General features: G+C 46.7%; 14 protein-coding genes, 7 tRNA genes and 4 rRNA genes. 2 read left to right on the forward strand and 23 right to left on the reverse strand.

Going from position 1 to position 25,322, the window contains the following annotated elements:
• Positions 1-193: 193 nt before the first annotated feature.
• The 16 genes from rpoC to murB all read right to left on the reverse strand — a co-directional run bounded on the left by rpoC (position 194) and on the right by murB (position 16,838).
• Positions 194-4,408 (reverse strand): DNA-directed RNA polymerase subunit beta', encoded by a 4,215-nt coding sequence (rpoC, locus tag OCU77_RS16290; RefSeq protein WP_048899798.1) that lies wholly within the window; start codon positions 4,406-4,408, stop codon positions 194-196.
• Positions 4,409-4,504: 96 nt separating this feature from the next.
• Entirely contained in the window at positions 4,505-8,530 is a 4,026-nt protein-coding gene (rpoB, locus tag OCU77_RS16295; RefSeq protein ID WP_107303051.1) for a DNA-directed RNA polymerase subunit beta, read from the reverse strand.
• Positions 8,531-8,754: 224 nt separating this feature from the next.
• Entirely contained in the window at positions 8,755-9,120 is a 366-nt protein-coding gene (gene rplL / locus OCU77_RS16300) for a 50S ribosomal protein L7/L12 (RefSeq protein WP_048899797.1), read from the reverse strand.
• Between the two features lie 60 nt (positions 9,121-9,180).
• Complete coding sequence (rplJ, locus tag OCU77_RS16305) at positions 9,181-9,675, reverse strand: 50S ribosomal protein L10 (protein WP_048899796.1); 495 nt, start codon at positions 9,673-9,675, stop codon at positions 9,181-9,183.
• Between the two features lie 252 nt (positions 9,676-9,927).
• Positions 9,928-10,632 carry a 50S ribosomal protein L1 gene (rplA, locus tag OCU77_RS16310; protein WP_048899795.1) on the reverse strand — a complete coding sequence of 235 codons (705 nt, stop codon included), beginning with the start codon at positions 10,630-10,632 and terminating at the stop codon, positions 9,928-9,930.
• Positions 10,633-10,636: 4 nt separating this feature from the next.
• Entirely contained in the window at positions 10,637-11,065 is a 429-nt protein-coding gene (gene rplK / locus OCU77_RS16315) for a 50S ribosomal protein L11 (RefSeq protein ID WP_048899794.1), read from the reverse strand.
• Between the two features lie 126 nt (positions 11,066-11,191).
• A complete protein-coding gene (gene nusG / locus OCU77_RS16320; RefSeq protein WP_048899793.1) occupies positions 11,192-11,737 on the reverse strand; it encodes a transcription termination/antitermination protein NusG in 546 nt (181 codons plus the stop codon).
• A gap of 11 nt (positions 11,738-11,748) precedes the next feature.
• Positions 11,749-12,126: a preprotein translocase subunit SecE gene (gene secE / locus OCU77_RS16325; protein ID WP_107303052.1), complete on the reverse strand. Its 378-nt coding sequence runs from the start codon at positions 12,124-12,126 to the stop codon at positions 11,749-11,751.
• A 220-nt stretch (positions 12,127-12,346) separates the two neighbouring features.
• Positions 12,347-13,531 carry an elongation factor Tu gene (gene tuf, locus OCU77_RS16330; RefSeq protein WP_107303053.1) on the reverse strand — a complete coding sequence of 395 codons (1,185 nt, stop codon included), beginning with the start codon at positions 13,529-13,531 and terminating at the stop codon, positions 12,347-12,349.
• A 102-nt stretch (positions 13,532-13,633) separates the two neighbouring features.
• Positions 13,634-13,709 (reverse strand) — tRNA-Thr (locus OCU77_RS16335).
• A gap of 11 nt (positions 13,710-13,720) precedes the next feature.
• Positions 13,721-13,795: transfer RNA gene (locus OCU77_RS16340), tRNA-Gly, on the reverse strand.
• Between the two features lie 39 nt (positions 13,796-13,834).
• Positions 13,835-13,919: transfer RNA gene (locus OCU77_RS16345), tRNA-Tyr, on the reverse strand.
• Positions 13,920-13,936: 17 nt separating this feature from the next.
• Positions 13,937-14,012, reverse strand: a tRNA-Thr gene (locus OCU77_RS16350).
• Between the two features lie 95 nt (positions 14,013-14,107).
• Entirely contained in the window at positions 14,108-14,839 is a 732-nt protein-coding gene (locus OCU77_RS16355) for a type III pantothenate kinase (RefSeq protein WP_048901101.1), read from the reverse strand.
• Complete coding sequence (birA, locus tag OCU77_RS16360; protein ID WP_048901102.1) at positions 14,839-15,801, reverse strand: bifunctional biotin--[acetyl-CoA-carboxylase] ligase/biotin operon repressor BirA; 963 nt, start codon at positions 15,799-15,801, stop codon at positions 14,839-14,841. Before birA ends, OCU77_RS16355 begins: the two co-directional genes overlap by 1 nt.
• A complete protein-coding gene (murB, locus tag OCU77_RS16365) occupies positions 15,798-16,838 on the reverse strand; it encodes a UDP-N-acetylmuramate dehydrogenase (protein WP_048901103.1) in 1,041 nt (346 codons plus the stop codon). Before murB ends, birA begins: the two co-directional genes overlap by 4 nt.
• A 76-nt stretch (positions 16,839-16,914) precedes the next feature.
• Between murB and OCU77_RS16370 the strand changes: the two genes are divergently transcribed.
• Both OCU77_RS16370 and pssA read left to right on the forward strand, forming a co-directional pair.
• The gene (locus tag OCU77_RS16370) at positions 16,915-17,358 is read left to right on the forward strand and encodes a GNAT family N-acetyltransferase (protein WP_048901104.1); all 444 of its coding nucleotides are present in this window, start codon (positions 16,915-16,917) and stop codon (positions 17,356-17,358) included.
• Positions 17,359-17,460: 102 nt separating this feature from the next.
• The gene (gene pssA, locus OCU77_RS16375; protein WP_048901105.1) at positions 17,461-18,810 is read left to right on the forward strand and encodes a CDP-diacylglycerol--serine O-phosphatidyltransferase; all 1,350 of its coding nucleotides are present in this window, start codon (positions 17,461-17,463) and stop codon (positions 18,808-18,810) included.
• A 634-nt stretch (positions 18,811-19,444) separates the two neighbouring features.
• Here pssA and OCU77_RS16380 read toward each other — a convergent pair.
• From OCU77_RS16380 to rrf (OCU77_RS16410), 7 genes are all read right to left on the reverse strand, one after another.
• Positions 19,445-19,521, reverse strand: a tRNA-Asp gene (locus OCU77_RS16380).
• A gap of 66 nt (positions 19,522-19,587) precedes the next feature.
• Positions 19,588-19,703, reverse strand: a 5S ribosomal RNA gene (rrf, locus tag OCU77_RS16385).
• A 127-nt stretch (positions 19,704-19,830) separates the two neighbouring features.
• Positions 19,831-22,722, reverse strand: a 23S ribosomal RNA gene (locus OCU77_RS16390).
• Between the two features lie 259 nt (positions 22,723-22,981).
• Positions 22,982-23,057 (reverse strand) — tRNA-Ala (locus OCU77_RS16395).
• 45 nt (positions 23,058-23,102) lie between these two features.
• Positions 23,103-23,179 (reverse strand) — tRNA-Ile (locus OCU77_RS16400).
• 75 nt (positions 23,180-23,254) lie between these two features.
• Positions 23,255-24,797, reverse strand: a 16S ribosomal RNA gene (locus OCU77_RS16405).
• 407 nt (positions 24,798-25,204) lie between these two features.
• A 5S ribosomal RNA gene (gene rrf, locus OCU77_RS16410) occupies positions 25,205-25,320 on the reverse strand.
• Together the 16S, 23S and 5S rRNA genes with 3 tRNA genes alongside form the textbook arrangement of a ribosomal RNA operon.
• Positions 25,321-25,322: the final 2 nt, after the last annotated feature.

The raw sequence follows: 25,322 nt of genomic DNA on the forward strand, positions 1-25,322 counted from the left end.
AACGGTGAGGCAGCCTAGCTGCTTCTCGTTGTGCCTGTAATACCCCATTATCTGCCACATATTAACGAAAGCAAGTGCTGCCCTCGGCACTATCATCCACCAATCTATCTTACCTTTCCGCTATAAACGCCAGAAAACAAAAAGGCATCCCTAAGGATGCCTTTTTAATATCAATCAAGTATGACTACGATGATTAATCGTCGTTCAGACCCGCGTTAAGCAGTGCTGCAAGATCTTGAGTCGCTTGCTCTTGATCTACTTGAGGCGCTACTGGCTCAAGTTCTGCATTACGCTCGTCTTGACGGCGTTGGTGGTAAGCGAAACCGGTACCCGCTGGAATTAGACGACCAACGATTACGTTTTCTTTCAGACCACGAAGCTCATCACGCTTACCAGAAACCGCAGCTTCAGTAAGTACGCGCGTCGTTTCTTGGAACGATGCAGCAGAGATGAATGACTCAGTCGCTAGCGATGCTTTCGTGATACCTAGAAGGTCACGAGAGTATGTCGCAATCAGCTTGCCTTCAGCTTCTAGCTGACGGTTTGCGATTGTTACGCGAGAGAATTCAACTTGCTCGCCCGGTAGGAACTCAGAGTCACCTGCCGCTACGATAGTTACCTTACGCAGCATTTGACGAACGATAGTCTCGATGTGCTTATCGTTAATCTTAACGCCTTGTAGACGATAAACTTCCTGAACTTCGTTCACAATGTATTCTGCTACTGCGTGTACACCACGTAGACGTAGAATATCGTGCGGAGTTTCTGGACCATCAGCGATTACATCACCACATTCAACCTTCTCACCTTCGAATACGTTCAACTGACGCCATTTAGGGATCATTTCTTCGTATGCGTTGCCTTCAGCAGGCGTGATGATTAGGCGACGTTTACCCTTCGTTTCTTTACCAAACGAAACTGTACCCGTGATTTCTGCAAGAATTGCAGGCTCTTTCGGCTTACGTGCTTCGAATAGGTCAGCAACTCGTGGTAGACCACCGGTGATATCTTTAGTACCGCCAGAAGCTTGTGGAATACGCGCTAGCGTATCACCGATGCCAACTTCAGCACCGTCTTCTAGTTGTACGATCGCTTTACCAGGTAGGAAGTATTGTGCTGGCATTTCAGTGCCGGCGATCATTACATCGTTACCTTGCTCATCAACCAATTTAACCGTTGGACGCATGTCTTTACCTGCACCAGTACGCTCAGCAGCGTCTAGTAGGGTAATCATAGACAGACCCGTTAGGTCATCAGTTTGACGAGAGATCGTCACACCATCAATCATATCAACGAATTGGATACGACCTGCCACTTCAGTGATGATTGGCATTGTGTGTGGGTCCCAGTTAGCAACTACGTCGCCAGCTCGAACTTCTTCACCGTCGCCTTTCGACAGGTGTGAACCGTAAGGCAGTTTGTAGTTCTCTTTAGTACGGCCAAATTCATCAATGATGCTCATTTGAGACGCACGAGAAGTAATAACTAGCTTACCTTCGTTGTTAGTTACGAACTTAGCATTCTGTAGTTTAACAGAACCTGTGTTCTTAACTTGGATGCTGTTTTCAGCCGCTGCTGCAGATGCCGCACCACCGATGTGGAACGTACGCATCGTTAGCTGTGTACCTGGTTCACCGATTGATTGTGCAGCAACAACACCTACTGCTTCACCAGTGTTCACCAAGTGACCACGCGCAAGATCACGACCGTAACAGTGCTTACAACAACCGAAGTCGTTTTCACATGTTACAACAGAACGTACTTTAACTTGGTCTACAGAGTTCTCTTCCAGGATTTCACACCACTTCTCATCAAGAAGCGTGTTACGTGGTGCAAGAACTTCATCTGTACCAGGTTTGATAACGTCTTCAGCCACAACACGACCAAGAACACGATCACCCAGTTGCTCTTTAACGTCACCGCCTTCGATTAGAGGCATCATAGTGATACCAGCGTGCGTACCACAATCATCCGCAGTGATTACTACGTCTTGTGCTACGTCTACTAGACGACGTGTTAGGTAACCTGAGTTCGCTGTCTTAAGTGCTGTATCGGCAAGACCCTTACGAGCACCGTGCGTAGAGATGAAGTACTGTAGTACGTTCAGACCTTCACGGAAGTTCGCAGTGATCGGCGTTTCGATGATTGAGCCATCCGGCTTAGCCATCAGACCACGCATACCAGCAAGCTGACGAATCTGCGCTGCAGAACCACGAGCACCAGAATCGGCCATCATGTAAACGCTGTTGAACGATTTCTGTTGTTCTTCTTCACCATCACGGTTAACAACAGTATCAAACGACAAGTTATCCATCATCGCTTTAGCAACTTGCTCATTCGCTGTTGCCCAGATATCGATAACTTTGTTGTAACGTTCGCCAGCTGTTACAAGACCAGATTGGAACTGCTCTTGGATTTCAGCAACTTCTGCTTCTGCTTCTGCGATCTTGGTGTATTTCGCTTCAGGTACAACCATATCGTCGATACCTACAGACACACCAGATAGTGCAGCGTATGCAAAACCTGTGTACATGATTTGGTCAGCGAAGACTACAGTGTCTTTCATGCCCAATTCACGGTAACAAGTGTTAAGCAGCTTAGAAATTTGTTTCTTACCCAGTGCTTCAGTGTTCACAAGATCGAAAGAAAGACCTTTAGGAACAATTTGCCATAGGATTGCACGACCAACCGTTGTATCAACAAGCTTAGTATCAGCAACTAGGTTGCCTTGCTCGTCGTAACGGTGTTCTGTGATGCGAACTTTCACGCGAGCGTGTAGTTCTGCGTTACCAGTGCGGTATGCCTTTTCAGCTTCAGACGAGCCTTCAAGGTACATGCCTTCACCCTTCGCGTTGATCTTGTCACGCGTCATGTAGTAAAGACCCAATACAACGTCCTGAGAAGGTACGATGATAGGATCACCAGACGCTGGCGATAGGATGTTGTTGGTAGACATCATCAGTGCACGTGCTTCAAGCTGTGCTTCCAGAGTTAGAGGTACGTGTACCGCCATCTGGTCACCATCGAAGTCGGCGTTGTATGCCGCACACACTAGTGGGTGAAGCTGAATCGCTTTACCTTCGATTAGTACTGGTTCAAATGCCTGAATACCTAGACGGTGCAGTGTTGGTGCACGGTTAAGCATTACTGGGTGTTCGCGGATCACTTCGTCTAGGATATCCCAAACAACAGCTTCTTCGCGCTCAACCATTTTCTTAGCAGCTTTGATCGTCGTCGCTAGGCCACGAGTTTCTAGTTTGCCGTAGATAAACGGTTTGAATAGCTCTAGTGCCATCTTCTTAGGAAGACCACACTGATGCAGGCGTAGGTATGGACCTACTGTGATAACAGAACGACCTGAGTAGTCTACACGCTTACCAAGCAAGTTCTGACGGAAACGACCTTGTTTACCCTTGATCATATCAGCAAGAGATTTCAGAGGACGTTTGTTTGAACCTGTGATAGCGCGGCCACGACGACCGTTATCAAGCAATGCATCTACAGACTCCTGAAGCATACGTTTTTCGTTACGTACGATAATGTCAGGTGCTGCTAGATCCAGTAGACGCTTCAGACGGTTGTTACGGTTAATTACGCGACGGTACAGATCATTCAGATCTGAAGTAGCGAAACGGCCACCATCTAGCGGTACCAACGGACGAAGATCCGGCGGTAGTACTGGCAGTACAGACAGGATCATCCACTCTGGGTTGTTACCTGACTGTAGGAATGCTTCAACAAGCTTAAGACGCTTGGTCAGTTTCTTACGCTTAGTTTCAGAGTTAGTTTCTTCTAGCTCTTCGCGCATGTTTTCGATTTCAGCATTTAGGTCCATGTTGCCTAAAAGTGCTTTAACCGCTTCTGCACCCATCTTAGCGTCGAACTCATCGCCCCACTCTTCAAGTGCATCCAAGTACTGCTCTTCTGAAAGCAGTTGGCTACGCTCAAGGTTGGTCATGCCTGGTTCGATAACTACATATGATTCGAAGTAAAGAACACGTTCGATATCACGTAGCGGGATGTCCATTAACAGACCGATACGAGACGGAAGTGACTTTAAGAACCAGATGTGGGCTACAGGTGAAGCAAGCTCAATGTGACCCATACGCTCACGACGTACTTTAGTCTGAGTTACTTCTACGCCACATTTTTCACAAATAACACCGCGGTGTTTAAGGCGCTTGTATTTACCACAAAGACATTCGTAGTCTTTTACCGGGCCAAAGATACGTGCACAGAAAAGACCGTCACGCTCAGGCTTAAAGGTACGGTAGTTGATGGTTTCTGGCTTTTTAACTTCACCAAAAGACCATGAACGGATCATGTCAGGTGAAGCAAGACCGATTTTGATTGCATCAAATTCTTCGGTCTTATGTTGTGCTTTCAGAAACTTAAGTAAGTCTTTCACATTCGGCTCCTGTGAGGAGTTGACCCATAAAGGCGCCAGTCTGCTGGCGCCTTCATATATATACCGGAGTAACTAATAAGTATGGCTTATGCCTGCTTATTCGTCTTCCAGCTCGATGTTGATACCCAACGAGCGGATTTCTTTCAACAATACGTTGAACGATTCCGGCATACCAGGTTCCATACGATGGTCGCCATCGACGATGTTTTTGTACATCTTCGTACGGCCGTTAACGTCATCCGACTTAACAGTTAGCATTTCCTGTAGAGTGTAAGCTGCGCCATATGCTTCTAGCGCCCATACTTCCATCTCACCGAAACGCTGACCACCGAACTGAGCTTTACCACCCAGCGGCTGCTGAGTAACTAGGCTGTAAGAACCGGTAGAACGGGCATGCATCTTGTCATCAACCAAGTGGTTTAGTTTCAGCATGTACATGTAACCAACAGTTACAGGACGCTCAAACGCATCACCGGTGCGACCGTCAAACAGTTTCAACTGACCAGACTCTGGTAGATCACCAAGCTTCAGCAGTTCTTTGATAGATTTCTCAGGAGCACCATCAAATACAGGCGTTGCAATTGGTAGACCTTTACGTAGGTTCTGAACCAGCGTACGTACTTCATCGTCAGATAACTCTGCAATATCTACGTTCTGGCGAGTATCGCCTAGATCGTAAACTTTCTGCAGGAAGTTACGGAACTTATGAAGCTCTTGTTGCTGTTTCAGCATCTCGTTAAGTTTGTCACCGATACCTTTCGCTGCAAGACCCAAGTGAGTCTCCAGGATCTGACCGATGTTCATACGAGATGGTACACCCAGTGGGTTCAGAACGATGTCGACAGTCTGACCTTTTTCATCGTACGGCATATCTTCAACAGGGTTAATCTTAGAGATTACACCTTTGTTACCGTGACGACCCGCCATCTTATCACCAGGCTGGATACGACGTTTAACAGCTAGGTATACTTTAACAATCTTAAGTACGCCAGGTGCTAAGTCATCGCCCTGTGTGATCTTACGACGCTTGGTTTCGAACTTCTTATCGAATTCAGCTTTAAGCTCATCGTACTGCTCAGCCAACTGCTCTAGTTGGTTTTGCAGGTTTTCATCGTCAAGCGTTTGTGCAAACAGCGTTTCACGGTTCATTGAAGACATTTTATCTTCGCTGTAGCCCGCAGAAAGAAGCAGTGTACGAACACGAGCAAGAAGACCACCCTCAAGGATCTGGAATTCTTCTGTGATGTCTTTCTTCGCTTCTTTAAGCTGCATTTCTTCGATTTCAAGCGCACGCTTGTCTTTTTCTACGCCATCGCGAGTAAAGACTTGAACGTCGATGATGGTACCAGACACTGAGTTAGGTACACGTAGAGAAGAGTCTTTAACATCAGACGCTTTCTCACCGAAGATTGCACGAAGTAGCTTCTCTTCTGGAGTCAGTTGCGTTTCACCTTTCGGTGTCACTTTACCTACCAGAATGTCGCCGCCTTTAACTTCCGCACCGATGTAAACGATACCTGATTCATCCAGCTTAGATAGCGCTGCTTCACCCACGTTAGGGATATCGGCAGTGATTTCTTCTGAGCCAAGTTTAGTATCACGAGCCACACAAGATAGTTCTTGAATGTGGATAGTTGTCAGGCGATCTTCCTGTACAACACGCTCAGATACTAAGATGGAATCCTCGAAGTTGTAACCGTTCCAAGGCATGAATGCGATACGCATGTTTTGACCAAGCGCTAGCTCACCAAGGTCTGTTGAAGGACCATCAGCAAGAACATCACCACGTGCTACTGGCTCGCCAGGTAGTACAGTTGGACGCTGGTTAATACATGTGTTCTGGTTAGAACGGGTGTACTTCGTCAGGTTGTAAATGTCGATACCAGCTTCGCCAGGTACTAGCTCGCTTTCGTTAACTTTAACAACGATACGAGAAGCATCTACTGACTGAACCATACCGCCACGTTTAGCAACAGCTGTTACACCTGAGTCAACCGCTACGTTACGCTCGATACCAGTACCAACTAACGGCTTATCAGCGCGTAGTGTTGGAACTGCCTGACGTTGCATGTTCGCACCCATAAGGGCACGGTTAGCATCATCGTGTTCAAGGAACGGGATTAGGGATGCCGCCACAGATACAACCTGGTTGGTTGCAACGTCCATGTATTGAACGTGGTCACGTGGGTGCAGACCTGAATCACCTTTCTGACGTGCAGTGATCAGTTCGTCAGCAAAAGAACCGTCTTCGTTAAGCGCGGCATTCGCCTGTGCGATAACGTATTGACCTTCTTCGATTGCAGACAGGTATTCAATTTCTTCGGTAACTTTACCATCAACAACTTTACGGTAAGGCGTTTCAAGGAAACCGTAAGGGTTACATTGAGCAAACGCTGAAAGTGAGTTGATAAGACCGATGTTTGGACCTTCTGGGGTCTCGATTGGACATAGACGACCGTAGTGAGTCGCGTGTACATCTCGAACCTCAAAGCCAGCACGTTCACGAGTCAGACCACCTGGACCAAGCGCCGAGATACGACGTTTGTGAGTAACTTCTGACAGTGGGTTGTTCTGGTCCATAAACTGAGACAGTTGCGAAGAGCCAAAGAACTCTTTTACTGCCGCAGAAATTGGCTTAGCGTTAATTAGGTCTTGAGGCATGATTGCATCAAGATCGCCTAGGCTTAGACGCTCTTTAACTGCACGCTCAACACGTACTAGACCAACGCGGAATTGGTTTTCAGCCATTTCGCCAACTGAACGAATACGACGGTTACCAAGGTGGTCGATATCATCAACTTCACCACGACCGTTACGGATGTCGATCAATTTACGCATAACATCAATGATGTCGTGCTCGTCTAGTGTGCCTGAACCTGTTGTTTCGTCACGTAGCATAGAGCTGTTGAATTTCATACGGCCTACAGCAGATAGGTCGTAACGATCTTCAGAGAAGAACAGACTTTCAAACAGTTGCTCAGCAGCTTCACGTGTTGGCGGCTCACCAGGGCGCATCATGCGGTAGATTTCTACAAGCGCACTTAGACGATCTGTTGTGCTGTCAACGCGTAGCGTTTCAGACATGTACGGACCAAAGTCTAGATCGTTAGTAAATAACGTCTGGATAGACTTGTGACCAGCCTGAGATAGCAATGCTAGTGATTCTAGGCTCAATTCTTGGTTAGCTGAAACAATCAGCTCGCCAGTCTCTTCATTCACGTAATCGCGAGAAGAAATCTTGCCTACAATGTATTCAACAGGTACTTCGATATGATCTACGCCGTCTTTGCCTAGTTGGCGAATATGACGGGCAGTGATACGACGACCAGTTTCAACGTACACCTTACCGTTTGCTTCGATATCGAAGCTTGCAGTTTCGCCACGAAGACGATCAGGTACTAGTTCCATTACTAAAGCAGTGCCTTGAACTTCGAAATTTACTTTTTCGAAGAATAGGTCAAGGATCTCTTCAGTAGTTTTACCTAGAGCACGAAGAATGATTGAAGCAGGAAGCTTACGACGACGGTCGATACGTACGAATACGTTATCCTTAGGATCAAACTCGAAATCCAACCATGAACCACGGTATGGGATTACGCGTGCGTTATATAGCACTTTACCTGAGGAGTGGGTCTTACCCTTATCGCTGTCGAAGAAGACACCCGGGCTACGGTGCAGCTGGGATACGATAACCCTCTCGGTACCGTTAATAACGAATGTACCGTTATCTGTCATGAGCGGAATTTCGCCCATGTAAACTTCTTGTTCTTTGATGTCTTTTACGGTGCCAGCAGGCGCGTCTTTATCGTACATAACAAGACGAAGCTTCACGCGTAGTGGAGCTGAATATGTTACGCCACGAATCTGACATTCTTTAACATCGAAGACCGGCTCACCGAGACGATAGCTAACGTATTGCAGCTCGGAATTGCCGTTGTAGCTCTGAATTGGAAAAACAGAACGAAAGGCAGCTTCTAGACCGTAATGCCCTTCAGGATCCTGCTCGATGAATTTTTTAAAAGACTCAAGCTGGATCGACAGCAAGTATGGTATGTCCAACACTTGCGGACGCTTACCAAAATCCTTACGGATACGCTTTTTCTCGGTATAAGAGTAAACCATAGGTTCCTCAGATCGCTGATAAGTGATCCAAACTGTCCAACTATGGGACAGTGACTAGTAACATTGTTTATTGTAGGAACAACTCCAAAGAATATAGAGCTGTTTTTTGCGTGAATAATGGTTACAAAACAATGTGAAAATTACCATTACCCTACAGCGCAAAAAGGCCGGTGGCATTTTGCCACCAGCCATTAGCCTAAAAAGGCTAAGAAATCAAATATTTATTATTTGATTTCAACAGAAGCACCAGCTTCTTCTAGTTGAGCTTTAAGAGCTTCAGCTTCAGCTTTGTCAACACCTTCTTTAAGTGGTGCTGGCGCGCCGTCTACTACAGCTTTAGCTTCTTTAAGACCTAGGCCAGTTGCGCCACGTACAGCTTTGATAACTTGTACTTTCTGTGAACCAGCAGCTGTTAGGATTACGTCAAACTCAGTTTGCTCTTCAGCAGCTTCTGCTGCTGCGCCGCCTGCTACTACTGCAGCTGCAGCAGAAACACCGAATTTTTCTTCCATAGCTTCGATAAGCTCAACAACTTGCATTACAGACATTTCTGCAACTGCGTCTAGGATTTGCTCGTTAGTGATAGACATAACAATTCTCTTTGAAATCAACAATTAATTTAATATAGCGTTCAGATAAAACAGGGACAATTAAGCCGCTGCTTCTTCTTTCTGATCGCGTACAGCTGCGATAGTACGTACCAGCTTGCCAGCTGAAGCTTCTTTCATGCACATCATTAGGCGTGCAATAGCTTCGTCGTAAGTTGGTAGTGTCGCAAGAATTTCTGCGTCAGCAACAGCGCCTTCGAATGCGGCTGCTTTGATCTCGAAATCTTTGTTCTCTTTAGCGAAGTCTTTGAAAAGACGCGCTGCAGCACCTGGGTGCTCGTTAGAGAAGCCGATTAGTGATGGACCAACAAAAACGTCTTTAAGACATTCAAAATCAGTACCTTCAACTGCACGACGTGCTAGTGTGTTACGAACAACTTTCAGGTAAACGCCGTTTTCACGAGCTTGTTTACGTAGAGAAGTCATCGCACCAACTGCAACGCCACGAGAGTCAGCAACAACTGCAGACAGGGCACCATTGGCAGCTTCGTTGACTTCAGCAACAATTGCTTTTTTGTCTTGAAGATTTAATGCCATTGGAATAGCTCCTGGATTTTTTGCTGGGTTACCCCAGTCATTACACCACTCACTGCCAGTATGACAGGAGAGTCTTTACGGCGCAGATCCAAGATAGATTTACATCAATCATGTTCTGGCACCGTCTACGTAGGTAGATATTAAGTTCAAAAGAACGCCTACGGTCTTTGACGAAGGTTAATTATCAAGTAATTAACCTCAGCCATGAATTTGTGAACGCCAAATTATACAGCAATTTGGCGTTACTGCAAATTATTGTGCGTTAGTGTCCAGAGTATTCTGGTCTAGCGCTACACCTGCACCCATAGTGGTAGAGATGCTTACTTTCTTAAGGAAAGTACCTTTAGCTGAAGAAGGCTTAGCTTTCTTCAGTGCAACTAGAAGAGCTTCTAGGTTCTCTTTTAGTTGTGCAGCATCGAAGTCCACTTTACCGATAGTAGTGTGGATGATGCCGTTTTTGTCGTTACGGTAACGAACCTGACCAGCTTTAGCATTCTTAACTGCTTGAGCAACGTTAGGAGTTACAGTACCAACTTTAGGGTTTGGCATTAGACCGCGTGGACCAAGAATAGTACCAAGCTGACCTACAACGCGCATTGCATCAGGAGATGCGATAACTACGTCAAAGTTCATCTCGCCTTTCTTAACTTGATCAGCAAGCTCTTCCATACCCACTAGGTCAGCGCCAGCTTCTTTAGCAGCTTCAGCGTTTGCACCTTGAGTGAATACAGCAACACGGATCTCACGACCAGTACCGTGTGGTAGCACAGTTGCGCCACGTACGTTTTGGTCTGATTTACGTGCATCAATGCCTAGGTTAACTGCAACGTCTACAGATTCTGTAAATTTAGCAGTAGCTAGTTCTTTAAGAAGAGCAACAGCTTCGTTGATTTCGTATTCACGAGTGATATCAACTTTTTCGCGGATTACGCGCATACGTTTAGTAAGTTTTGCCATTGTCTTAACCCTCTACCACTAGACCCATTGAACGAGCAGTACCAGCAATCGAACGCTTCATAGCTTCGATGTCAGCACCAGTCATGTCCGCAGCTTTAGTTTCTGCGATCTCTTGGATCTGAGCGTCAGTAATAGTACCAACTTTCTCAGTGTTCGGACGGCCAGAACCAGACTTAACGCCTGCAGCTTTCTTAAGAAGAACTGCTGCCGGTGGAGTCTTAGTGATGAACGTGAAAGAACGGTCGTTGTATACTGTAATAACAACTGGAGTCGGTAGACCTTTCTCTAGAGAGTCAGTCTTAGCGTTGAACGCTTTACAGAATTCCATGATGTTAACACCGTGTTGACCAAGTGCTGGACCAACCGGTGGACTAGGGTTTGCTGCACCAGCTGCTACTTGCAGCTTGATGTACGCTTCTACTTTTTTAGCCATTGCTATATACCTAAATTTGGGTTCAAACGTCTATTTCTTAAAAAATAGACTCCCCGTCTAACGAAAGGGCGCGAAATTATAATGTAATTTCACGCCCCTGACAATATCACGCTGATTGTTTTTTGATCAGCTTTTTTCCACTTGACCGAATTCTAGTTCAACTGGCGTTGCGCGACCGAAGATCGATACAGAAACCTTAATACGGCTCTTATCGTAATCCACTTCTTCAACAGTACCGTTGAAATCAGCAAATGGACCATCGGTAACACGTACCACTTCACCTGGTTCAAAGACCGTTTTGTGAATTGGTGACTCGCTCGCCTTCTCAAGGCGATTAAGGATTGCTGCCGCCTCTTTATCAGAGATAGGCGCTGGACGATCTGACGTTCCGCCAATGAAGCCCATTACACGAGGAATGCTACGCACCAAGTGCCAGCTTTCATCGTTCATCACCATTTGTACAAGTACATAGCCTGGGAAGAACTTGCGCTCGCTTTTACGGCGTTGGCCTGCACGCACTTCAACCACTTCTTCCGTAGGTACTAAAACCTCGTCGAATAGGTCTTCCATACCATGCATTTTGATATGTTCACGTAGTGATTGTGCCACACGACCTTCAAAACCAGAGAAGGCTTGAACCACATACCATCGTTTTTTCGGAGCTTCGCTCATGAACTTTTACCTCACACACCGGTAACTAGGCGGACTAGACGGACCATAATGCCGTCAATGCCCCATAGGGCTAACGCCATAACAACAGTGACAGCTAGAACGATAAAGGTTGTCTGCGTAGCTTCCTGACGAGTAGGCCATACTACCTTGCGGACTTCCATGCGCGACTCACGAGCAAACGTAATCGCGGTTTTACCTTTCGCTGTAAGTGCAGCAATACCACCAGCAGCAGCCACAAGGACTACAACAGCAGCAGCGCGGAACACTACAGAAACATCACTGTACAGGTAATTACCAACCACAGCGGCAGCGAGCAGCGCAATTACGACAACCCATTTAAGGCCATCCATATTGCTTGAGCTGCTTGGGTTTTCGGCATTCGCTTTCATACAACCAACCTGTAACTAGTCTCAATATAGACGAAAATTACCCCGCAAAAGCGAGGCAAAGAAAATGAAATCAATCGCTAACTTATTAATTAACGAACAGAAAATTTCATCTCTGCAAAATTTCTCTCTACGTTAAATGGCTAAAAAACATGCAATTTAGACATTTAACGCAGAAAAAGGGCATCAAATGATGCCCTTTTTAGTACCGTGTCGTCAAATATTATTCAACGATAGTTGCAACAACACCAGCACCAACTGTACGGCCACCTTCACGGATAGCAAAACGTAGACCTTCGTCCATCGCGATTGGCGCGATTAGAGTAACAGTCATAGAGATGTTATCACCAGGCATTACCATTTCTACGCCTTCAGGTAGTTCGATAGTACCTGTTACGTCAGTTGTACGGAAGTAGAACTGTGGACGGTAACCTTTGAAGAAAGGAGTGTGACGACCGCCTTCATCTTTAGAAAGAACGTAGATTTCTGAAGTGAAAGTAGTGTGTGGAGTGATTGAGTTTGGCTTAGCAAGAACTTGACCACGCTCAACTTCATCACGCTTAGTACCACGTAGAAGAACACCAACGTTCTCACCAGCACGGCCTTCGTCAAGAAGTTTACGGAACATCTCAACACCAGTACAAGTAGTTAGCGTAGTTTCTTTGATACCTACGATAGCAACTTCGTCACCTACAGTGATGATACCTTGCTCAACACGACCAGTTACAACAGTACCACGGCCTTGGATTGAGAATACATCTTCGATTGGAAGGATGAATGGCAGATCGATAGCACGCTCTGGCTCTGGGATGTAAGAATCTAGCGCTTCAGCTAGTTCAACAATCTTGTCTTCCCACTCTTTCTCGCCGTTTAGAGCGCCAAGAGCAGAACCCATGATTACTGGGCAGTCATCACCAGGGAATTCGTATTCAGAAAGAAGTTCACGAACTTCCATTTCTACTAGTTCTAGTAGCTCTTCATCATCAACCATGTCACATTTGTTCATGAATACGATGATGTAAGGGATACCAACCTGACGACCAAGAAGGATGTGCTCACGCGTCTGTGGCATAGGGCCATCAGTTGCAGCAACAACTAGGATACCGCCGTCCATTTGAGCAGCACCAGTGATCATGTTTTTAACGTAATCGGCGTGTCCAGGACAGTCAACGTGTGCGTAGTGACGAGTTGGAGTATCGTACTCAACGTGAGAAGTTGAGATTGTGATACCACGCTCGCGCTCTTCAGGAGCGTTATCGATAGATGCGAAATCTTTAGCAACACCACCGTACACTTTTGCAAGTGTAGTACAGATAGCAGCAGTTAGAGTTGTTTTACCGTGGTCAACGTGGCCGATAGTACCAACGTTAACGTGCGGTTTTACGCGTTCAAATTTTTCTTTAGACATGGATAGTCCCTCTAGGCACGGTATTTGGTGGCATTACGACCACACAACCAATCATGGGTTTGTAGAGTATATATCAAATGTTTGAGAGTAACTTGGGAGGAGTGGTGCTAATAGGCAGAGTCGAACTGCCGACCTCACCCTTACCAAGGGTGCGCTCTACCAACTGAGCTATATCAGCACACAAAAGTGTGGAGCGGGCAGCGGGAATCGAACCCGCATCATCAGCTTGGAAGGCTGAGGTAATAGCCATTATACGATGCCCGCAAAACTCGTAACTCGTAGAGCTATTCAAACGTTTGAAAATGGTGGAGGGAGATGGATTCGAACCATCGAAGGCAGAGCCGACAGATTTACAATCTGTTCCCTTTGGCCACTCGGGAACCCCTCCAGGGGTGTAGCAAAAACTGGTGCCGACTACCGGAATCGAACTGGTGACCTACTGATTACAAGTCAGTTGCTCTACCTACTGAGCTAAGTCGGCGTAATTGCTGCGCATTCTAGTGAAAGCGTATAAGCCTTGCAATACTTTTTAGCCTTTTTTTTTGCTTTTTATTTCAAACGTTCAAATTTTAGACACTACCTACATTTTGCGTAAAGAGCTAACCCTTCAAGAACTAATTCCGACTTATGGCGATAGTGCTTAGCCCATGACACAGGTAAATGACGAACACCACCACCACATAAAATCACTTCAGGCTCAGCCCCTAAGCGATCTTTGGCTTGCTTTAGACCATATTCAATCAACCCAAGTAATGCTGCTCTGCAACCATTTTTAAGACCATCCGCCGTATTATCAGAGAAAGTCAGCGTTTCACTATGCTCACGATCGGAGAATACTTTGGTTGTGTTTTCTAATACGGACTTCATCATGAGTTGATAACCCGGTGCGATCCAACCACCGAGGTGTTTGCCATCATCAGACATCACATCAAAAGTTAATGCCGTGCCTATGTCGACAATCACTGTCGGCTTCTTGAACTCTTGTCGAATGGCAACCAATGTTAGCCAACGGTCCACACCCAGGTACTGATACTCAGCGTAAGCATTCTTTACTCCAAAATCCTTACGCAGAGTTTTCACTTGAAGCACGGGTATGTTTGCAAGCTGGGCTATGCGCTGAATCGAGTTATCAACTTCAACAGGCCCAACACTGGCAAAGACAATCCTGTTTATTCCTTTTTCTAACAGGGGTTCTAAGACCATTTCTAACTTTTTACTTGGGTAACGACCTAATAACTCAAGATCGCCAGTTTGAAACAATTGGGCCACTTTAACGTAAGTGTTACCCGCTTCGATTAATAATTGCATCAACAACCCCTGAGGCTGATTTCACCACCGATGTAAGGTGTAATACCTTGCTCAGTTTCTAGTAATAACCCGCCCTGCTTATCAATTCCGCGGGCAATTCCTTCAACCACACGTTCACCAATCAATAATTTCACAGGACGATTCAAAAAATTATCGTACTCATTCCAACGATCAACAAAGCCAGCAAGACCAACCTGCTCATACTCAACAAGTATGCACTGAAGACGCTCAATTAGCGTCGCAGCCAAGACATTACGCGATGGAACATTTTCACACGCATCCGAAAGGTTGATCCACAACTGCTCTATAGCGTCACCGTCACGAGCAGACATCGCAATGTTTAACCCCATACCGATAACCAAATGGGCAGCATCTCCGGCTTGTCCTGTCATCTCCGTTAAAATGCCGGCCAGCTTTTTATCTTGGTAATACAAGTCATTCGGCCATTTTAGCTTAATGTTTTGTGCACCGAGTGAGGTCAATGTATCAGCAATAGCAATGCCAACCACTAAACTCAGCCCCATCGCCGCCGCCATACCCGCATCAAGTCGCCAATACATCGACAAATACAAATTACTGCCAAAAGGCGATAACCACTGTCGACCTCGACGACCTCGCCCTGCTTGCTGGTACTCAGCTAAGCAAACTGCACCACTCGGTAACTGACCGACGCGATCTAACAAATATTGGTTTGTTGAATCAATAACAGGAATTAAACTCAAGTGAGAGCACTTTACTTGAGCTAAAATCTTTTCGCAATCAAGTAGTTCGAGCTCATTCGCCAAGCAATAGCCCTTTCCCTGAACCCGATAAATATCTAGCCCCCAATCTTGAAGAGCCTTAATATGCTTACTGATTGCAGCACGAGAAATGCCCAGCTGTTGACCTAGGGTTTCACCAGAATGAAAAGCTCCGTCCGCTAATGCACGAATTAATGTTAAGCGAGTGGTATGCTCTTTCATCGCATCACCTCCGCTAAATTCGTTTCAGCCGTTGCTGACATGAAGCGAACTTCGTGCTCCAAGCAAATACCGAACTTCAATTTCACCTGTTCCACAACATAAGCCGCCAAACGTGTCACATCTGCAGAGGTCGCTGTGCCAGTATTAGTTAAAACCAAAGCTTGTTGCTGATGCACTTTAGCGCCACCAATCTGATAACCTTTTAAGCCACACTGATCGATCAACCAACCAGCAGCAAGCTTACATTCAGTGTCAGACACAGCATAACTAGGCAAATTAGAGTATGACACCAACATTTGATCACGCAGAGCAATGGAGATGACGGGGTTTTTAAAAAAACTACCTGCGTTACCGATCAGATTTGGATCGGGCAGCTTTTCTTGTCGAATGGTGCAGATACGGCTGAAAACATCATGTGCTGTGATTGATGCGGGATCTAGCTCGGCAAGCGGACCATAGGCTAATTGAGGCTGCCACTCACGCGGGAGAAACAAACCAACAGCCGTAATGGCTTTATTATCTTTATACGCATGCTTAAAGATAGAGTCGCGATAACCGAATAAACAATCACGATTCGATAAACGTTCCTGAGCCCCCGTCTTTAAGTCAAGCACATCAACATACTCGCAGACGTCTTTCAGTTCTACGCCATAAGCCCCTATGTTCTGTATAGGCGAGGAGCCGACACAACCAGGTATTAAAGCCAAATTTTCTAGGCCTGCAATCCCATTCGCAACAGTCCACTTAACCAACTGATGCCAGTCTTCGCCAGCCCCAACATCAAGATGGTAACCTTGTGCTGTCTCATTAACCTTGATGCCCTTGATACGATTAAGTACAACGACACCTTGGAAAGGGGCCGTAAATAACATATTACTCCCCTGCCCTAATAATAACTTCGGTAGGTTCTGAAACTCTTCACTCTGCCAAATTGCAAGCAAGTCTGCGGGGCTGTTAGCTTCAGCGATCACATCAGCATTCACATCTAAGTGAAATGTATGAAAAGGTGCGAGTGACTTTTCAGGCAAAATATTCATGCGGCTATCGAACCATACCTTTGTATAATAATTGCAGTATTTTAACCGATTCATTCAATCAACGCAGTGTTTTCCCATGAACAAGCTAAGTTTCCATATTTTAGAGCCACTACGGTTTCCATTAATTAATCGTTTATATAAAAATTATTACCCAGCAGGCAAAGCGAAAAAAGATGAGGACATTTGGGTCGGTGAGGATGGAAACAGCATAATAAGCTGTGTTCGTTTCAAGAAAATCGAAGATATTCAGCTGCTAACAGGCATGTTAGTTATTCCTGATTACCGTGGAAAAGGAGTCGGCGATGCGCTACTCGCCGCGACAACAAAACAAATTGAAAGCCAGCCATGCTATTGCTTTGCCTTCAGCCACCTTGTGCCTTTATACCAAAGGGCGCATTTCACCGTGATCGAAGACACTGAACTACCTCATTATCTTGCCTCACGCTTTAAGCGTTATAGCGAAAGTGGCAAGAATTTGGTTCCAATGATTTATCAGAAACCTGCGTTAGGTCAGAACTAAGGCGAAGTCTGCTATACATGTGATGGTGTTTAATATTTTTCTGATATAATTGCCCATCAAATTAACAGATTTATATCGTATAGGCCGCGAAACGAGGCGATGATGGATTCAGCTACAGTCAATAGACAGCTCATTGAGCAATTACCACGTATTGCACACAACCCGAAAGATCTTGAAACACTGCTAGATGCGGGGTCTTTCCGTGAACGTTTACTCAGTGAGATTGCACAAGCAAAACATCGAATCTACCTTGTAGCGCTTTATTTACAAGATGATGAAGCTGGCCGTAGCGTGCTACAAGCCTTATACAATGCAAAGCAAGCTAATCCAGAGCTAGATATTAAGGTCTTGGTTGATTGGCACCGTGCTCAACGTGGGCTGATTGGCGCTGAAAAGTCAGATGGTAATGCGGCGCTATACCGCGAATTTGCAGAAAAGCATCAATTTCAAATTGAAGTTTTAGGCGTACCAGTGCGAAACCGTGAAGTTTTTGGTGTACTCCACCTGAAAGGCTTTGTCGTGGATAACAAGGTTATCTATAGTGGCGCCAGCTTGAATGATATTTATCTAGCTCAGCACGATCGCTACCGCTACGACCGCTACCATGTTATTCGTAATGAACAACTTGCGAATAGTATGGCGAACTTCATCTCCGATGTACTCGTCGATAGTGATGCTGTTAATTGCTTAAATCAGAAGAATCGACCGGATACCAAAAACCTTAAAGGTGCAATTCGCCAGCTACGAAGTTCGCTACAGCGTGCAAGCTATGAGTTCGAACCAGAAGCAATTAACGAAGACCAGGTGGGACTGACTCCGCTTGTTGGCTTAGGTAAGCGTAAGAACAAACTGAATCGCCATATTTGTACTCTGATAGCAAGTGCTCAGACAGAACTGACAATCTGTACCCCGTACTTTAACTTCCCGCGAACAATCAGCCGTGAAGTACGTCGCGCTATTCGTCGTGGTGTTAAGGTAACTATCGTTGTAGGTGACAAAACAGCGAATGACTTTTTCATTCCACCTAGTGAACCATTCAAAACAATCGCTGGATTACCTTACTTATACGAAGTGAATCTTCGTAATTTCGCCAAACAAAACGAAGCTGCTATTGCCCAGCGTCAACTCTCTATCCACTTATGGAAGCACAATGACAACAGCTTCCACCTAAAAGGGATCTGGGTAGATAAGAAATTCATGTTGATCACGGGTAATAACCTCAACCCTCGCGCTTGGAAGCTTGATCTGGAGAATGCCATTTTGGTTCACGATAAAAATCAACTTTTGGCGGAACAAAAACAACAAGAGTTAGATAAGATCCTAACGCATACCTTGCGCATTGACAGCTACAAGTACATCGAAAAAATCGAGTCGTACCCAGCCCCTGTGCGAAAGCTTATCAAGCGAATCAAAACCATTAAGGCTGACCATATCCTTAATCAGATTCTATAAACTACAGTGCAGAAAAGCCTACAATTCCAAGGCCAGTGATTAAATCACTGGCCTTTTTCTTTACAGTCCAAAAAGCGTAATGGTATGAAACCACTGAGGTAATTACACAACATAGCTCGACCATTACTCTATATGTCGACCCTACAGCTGCAGAGAAACCCACAAAATGATCACTCAGCGAGATCTTTTATAAACTATAAACATAAAAAAGCCCGAGTCGTAAGACTCAGGCTGAGTATAAGTAGCGAAGCGGACAGGACTTTATATAGATAAACTGCCACACCGAAAATAAGCGCCCCCCGGCGTGACAGGCCGCTGCCTTCAAGCTAAAGAGGCTAACCAACTGAACGACCGCTTCCGCGTCATGATTCGCCAAAGTACAAATGTAAAAAAGCCCAAGTCGTACTTTCTTATTTGCAAACAAAAGGGGGCTTAGTATAAGTGGCGGAGCGGACAGGACTTTATATAGATAAACTGCCACACCAAAAATCAGCACATCCCCGGCGTGATAGGCCGCCGCCTTCAAGGTCAAAAGGTAAAGAGGCTAACCAACTGAACGATCGATTCCGCACCATGATTCGCCAAAGTACAAACGTAAAAAAGCCCGAGTCGTAAGACTCGGGCTTAGTATAAGTGGCGGAGCGGACGGGACTCGAACCCGCGACCCCCGGCGTGACAGGCCGGTATTCTAACCAACTGAACTACCGCTCCACACGGTGATAAACAGTAATCTGTCTATCCGATACACGTCGTTCAATACGTATATCTAAATTTGAAGCCTGGCGATGACCTACTCTCACATGGGGAGACCCCACACTACCATCGGCGCTATTACGTTTCACTACTGAGTTCGGCATGGGATCAGGTGGGTCCATAATGCTATGGTCGCCAAGCAAATTCTGTTTTATTTACCGCCATTAGCGATAAATACAATCTGGGAAAATCTAACTAGTGTTTACAATTTCGTTCAAACACGTCATTCAAGTGCTCATGGAGTCCGTAAAACCCCTTGGGTGTTGTATGGTTAAGCCTCACGGGCAATTAGTACAGGTTAGCTCAATGCCTCGCAGCACTTACACACCCTGCCTATCAACGTCGTAGTCTTCGACAACCCTTTAGAGACCTTAAAGGTCTAGAGATGACTCATCTTGAGGCTCGCTTCGCGCTTAGATGCTTTCAGCGCTTATCGATTCCGAACGTAGCTACCGGGCAATGCGATTGGCATCACAACCCGAACACCAGCGGTTCGTCCACTCCGGTCCTCTCGTACTAGGAGCAGCCCCTCTCAATCATCTAACGCCCACGGCAGATAGGGACCGAACTGTCTCACGACGTTCTAAACCCAGCTCGCGTACCACTTTAAATGGCGAACAGCCATACCCTTGGGACCGACTTCAGCCCCAGGATGTGATGAGCCGACATCGAGGTGCCAAACACCGCCGTCGATATGAACTCTTGGGCGGTATCAGCCTGTTATCCCCGGAGTACCTTTTATCCGTTGAGCGATGGCCCTTCCATTCAGAACCACCGGATCACTATGACCTGCTTTCGCACCTGCTCGAATTGTCATTCTCGCAGTCAAGCGGGCTTATGCCATTGCACTAACCTCACGATGTCCGACCGTGATTAGCCCACCTTCGTGCTCCTCCGTTACTCTTTGGGAGGAGACCGCCCCAGTCAAACTACCCACCAGGCACTGTCCGCACCCCCGATAAGGGGGCGACGTTAGAACATCAAGCATACAAGGGTGGTATTTCAAGATTGCCTCCACCCCATCTAGCGACGAGGTTTCAAAGGCTCCCACCTATCCTACACATGTAGGGTCAATGTTCAGTGCCAAGCTGTAGTAAAGGTTCACGGGGTCTTTCCGTCTAGCCGCGGGTACACAGCATCTTCACTGCGATTTCAATTTCACTGAGTCTCGGGTGGAGACAGCGTGGCCATCATTACGCCATTCGTGCAGGTCGGAACTTACCCGACAAGGAATTTCGCTACCTTAGGACCGTTATAGTTACGGCCGCCGTTTACCGGGGCTTCGATCAAGAGCTTCGACCGAAGTCTAACCCCATCAATTAACCTTCCGGCACCGGGCAGGCGTCACACCGTATACGTCATCTTTCGATTTTGCACAGTGCTGTGTTTTTAATAAACAGTTGCAGCCACCTGGTATCTGCGACTCCCTACAGCTTAGAGAGCAAGTCTCATCACCGTGAGGAGCGTACCTTCTCCCGAAGTTACGGTACCATTTTGCCTAGTTCCTTCACCCGAGTTCTCTCAAGCGCCTTGGTATTCTCTACCTGATCACCTGTGTCGGTTTGGAGTACGATTACGTATAACCTATCGCTTAGAGGCTTTTCCCGGAAGCATGGCATCAATGACTTCATCACCGTAGTGACTCGACATCAGGTCTCAGCCTTAAGATAGTCCGGATTTGCCTAAACTATCAGCCTACACCCTTGAACTTGGACGACCGTCGCCAAGCCCACCTAGCCTTCTCCGTCCCCCCATCGCAGTTATAAGCAGTACAGGAATATTAACCTGTTTCCCATCGACTACGCCTTTCGGCCTCGCCTTAGGGGTCGACTTACCCTGCCCCGATTAACGTTGGACAGGAACCCTTGATCTTCCGGCGAGGGAGTTTTTCACTCCCTTTATCGTTACTCATGTCAGCATTCGCACTTCTGATACCTCCAGCAGCCCTTACAGACCACCTTCAACGGCTTACAGAACGCTCCCCTACCCAATATGACAAGTCATATTGCCGCAGCTTCGGTGTATAGCTTAGCCCCGTTAAATCTTCCGCGCAGGCCGACTCGACCAGTGAGCTATTACGCTTTCTTTAAATGATGGCTGCTTCTAAGCCAACATCCTGGCTGTCTGAGCCTTCCCACATCGTTTCCCACTTAGCTATAACTTTGGGACCTTAGCTGGCGGTCTGGGTTGTTTCCCTCTCCACGACGGACGTTAGCACCCGCCGTGTGTCTCCCGGATAGTACTTACTGGTATTCGGAGTTTGCAAAGGGTTGGTAAGTCGGGATGACCCCCTAGCCTTAACAGTGCTCTACCCCCAGTAGTATTCGTCCGAGGCGCTACCTAAATAGCTTTCGGGGAGAACCAGCTATCTCCAGGTTTGATTGGCCTTTCACCCCTAGCCACAAGTCATCCGCTAATTTTTCAACATTAGTCGGTTCGGTCCTCCAGTAAGTGTTACCTCACCTTCAACCTGCCCATGGCTAGATCACCTGGTTTCGGGTCTAATCCTAGCAACTATGACGCCCAGTTAAGACTCGGTTTCCCTACGGCTCCCCTAAACGGTTAACCTTGCTACTAAAATTAAGTCGCTGACCCATTATACAAAAGGTACGCAGTCACCCAACAAGTGGGCTCCTACTGCTTGTACGTACACGGTTTCAGGTTCTATTTCACTCCCCTCACAGGGGTTCTTTTCGCCTTTCCCTCACGGTACTGGTTCACTATCGGTCAGTCAGGAGTATTTAGCCTTGGAGGATGGTCCCCCCATGTTCAAACAGGATATCACGTGTCCCGTCCTACTCGTTTTCACTTGTAATGCGTTGTCGGTTACGGGGCTATCACCCTGTATCGCCAAGCTTTCCAGCTTGTTCACCTAACGCAAGACTAGCTTAAGGGCTAATCCGATTTCGCTCGCCGCTACTGTCGGAATCTCGGTTGATTTCTCTTCCTCGGGGTACTTAGATGTTTCAGTTCCCCCGGTTCGCCTCGTTACGCTATGTATTCACGTAACGATAACTGCTTATGCAGTTGGGTTTCCCCATTCGGAAATCCCAGTCTCAAGTGATTTTTACTATCTAAACTGGGCTTATCGCAAGTTAATACGTCCTTCATCGCCTCTGACTGCCAAGGCATCCACCGTGTACGCTTAGTCACTTAACCATACAACCCCAAGGGGTCTGTATGTTCAAACAACCAAGGTTGTGTGTCTGATAAGGACACAAATTGGTTTTTCGCCGGACTCATACACAAGACACTTGAATGTGTGTTGTTTTGAGAACTCGTATTTTCTTTCGAAAATACTATTGTCATTCAATCATTCGATTGAATGTACTAGTCAGCTTTCCAGATTGTTAAAGAACATGTGTTAGTCCGAAGACATCCACTTTCTAAACACACTCAAACGAATGTTTTTAGAAAGTGGTGGAGCTATGCGGGATCGAACCGCAGACCTCCTGCGTGCAAGGCAGGCGCTCTCCCAGCTGAGCTATAACCCCAACGGTATAAAAAGACTGTACCATCACTTTTTCTGGGAGAAAAAGTGGTGGGTCTGAGTGGACTTGAACCACCGACCTCACCCTTATCAGGGGTGCGCTCTAACCACCTGAGCTACAGACCCAAGTCTTTTTTGCGTTCTTTTACATTTTAACCAAGCAATCTGTGTGGACACTGCATTAAACAAGCAGTCTATCGTTAAGGAGGTGATCCAGCCCCAGGTTCCCCTAGGGCTACCTTGTTACGACTTCACCCCAGTCATGAACCACACCGTGGTAAACGCCCTCCCGAAGGTTAAGCTATCTACTTCTGGTGCAGCCCACTCCCATGGTGTGACGGGCGGTGTGTACAAGGCCCGGGAACGTATTCACCGTGGCATTCTGATCCACGATTACTAGCGATTCCGACTTCATGGAGTCGAGTTGCAGACTCCAATCCGGACTACGACGTACTTTCTGGGATTCGCTCACCATCGCTGGTTGGCAGCCCTCTGTATACGCCATTGTAGCACGTGTGTAGCCCTACTCGTAAGGGCCATGATGACTTGACGTCGTCCCCACCTTCCTCCGGTTTATCACCGGCAGTCTCCCTGGAGTTCCCACCATTACGTGCTGGCAAACAAGGATAAGGGTTGCGCTCGTTGCGGGACTTAACCCAACATTTCACAACACGAGCTGACGACAGCCATGCAGCACCTGTCTCAGAGTTCCCGAAGGCACTAAGCTATCTCTAGCGAATTCTCTGGATGTCAAGAGTAGGTAAGGTTCTTCGCGTTGCATCGAATTAAACCACATGCTCCACCGCTTGTGCGGGCCCCCGTCAATTCATTTGAGTTTTAATCTTGCGACCGTACTCCCCAGGCGGTCTACTTAACGCGTTAGCTCCGAAAGCCAGTGTTCAAGACACCAACCTCCAAGTAGACATCGTTTACGGCGTGGACTACCAGGGTATCTAATCCTGTTTGCTCCCCACGCTTTCGCATCTGAGCGTCAGTCTTTGTCCAGGGGGCCGCCTTCGCCACCGGTATTCCTTCAGATCTCTACGCATTTCACCGCTACACCTGAAATTCTACCCCCCTCTACAAGACTCTAGTCTGCCAGTTCAAAATGCTGTTCCGAGGTTGAGCCCCGGGCTTTCACATCTTGCTTAACAGACCGCCTGCATGCGCTTTACGCCCAGTAATTCCGATTAACGCTCGCACCCTCCGTATTACCGCGGCTGCTGGCACGGAGTTAGCCGGTGCTTCTTCTGCAGCTAACGTCAAATGATAGCGCTATTAACACTACCACCTTCCTCACTGCTGAAAGTACTTTACAACCCGAAGGCCTTCTTCATACACGCGGCATGGCTGCATCAGGGTTTCCCCCATTGTGCAATATTCCCCACTGCTGCCTCCCGTAGGAGTCTGGACCGTGTCTCAGTTCCAGTGTGGCTGATCATCCTCTCAGACCAGCTAGGGATCGTCGCCTTGGTGAGCCTTTACCCCACCAACTAGCTAATCCCACCTGGGCTAATCTTGACGCGAGAGGTCCGAAGATCCCCCTCTTTGGCCCGTAGGCATTATGCGGTATTAGCTATCGTTTCCAATAGTTATCCCCCACATCAAGGCATATTCCCAGGCATTACTCACCCGTCCGCCGCTCGTCAGCGAAGTAGCAAGCTACTTCCTGTTACCGCTCGACTTGCATGTGTTAGGCCTGCCGCCAGCGTTCAATCTGAGCCATGATCAAACTCTTCAATTAAAGTTTTGTTGGTCTTGCGACCGGCTCAATGAATACTGATTGAATATCGATAACTAGAAGCTAGTCATGATATTCGAATTGACTGTGCCAAATAATAAGTAAACTTGTTATTTGTATTGGTCACTCAGTTCATTGATATAATCTTTTTTGACTATTCATTTCACGAGTGCCCACACAGATTGCATGGTCAAATTGTTAAAGAACGTTGACTTTCAATGCCTTAGCGTTAAACGCTTCAGCAAGTCAGGACGCGTATAATACGCTTCTTGATTTTTAAGTCAAGATAAAATTTTCATCTTTTTAATCATTCGATTAAAACACAAAAACCTTATGTTGACTCCGCTCACACCACGTGGTGCTAGAGCGAAATAAAAGCCCGTTGTTGCCAACGGGCTCTCAAAATTGAAGCCTGGCGATGACCTACTCTCACATGGGGAGACCCCACACTACCATCGGCGCTATTACGTTTCACTACTGAGTTCGGCATGGGATCAGGTGGGTCCATAATGCTATGGTCGCCAAGCA

Origin of the sequence: Photobacterium swingsii, from assembly GCF_024346715.1 — a bacterium.
Classification (GTDB): domain Bacteria; phylum Pseudomonadota; class Gammaproteobacteria; order Enterobacterales; family Vibrionaceae; genus Photobacterium; species Photobacterium swingsii.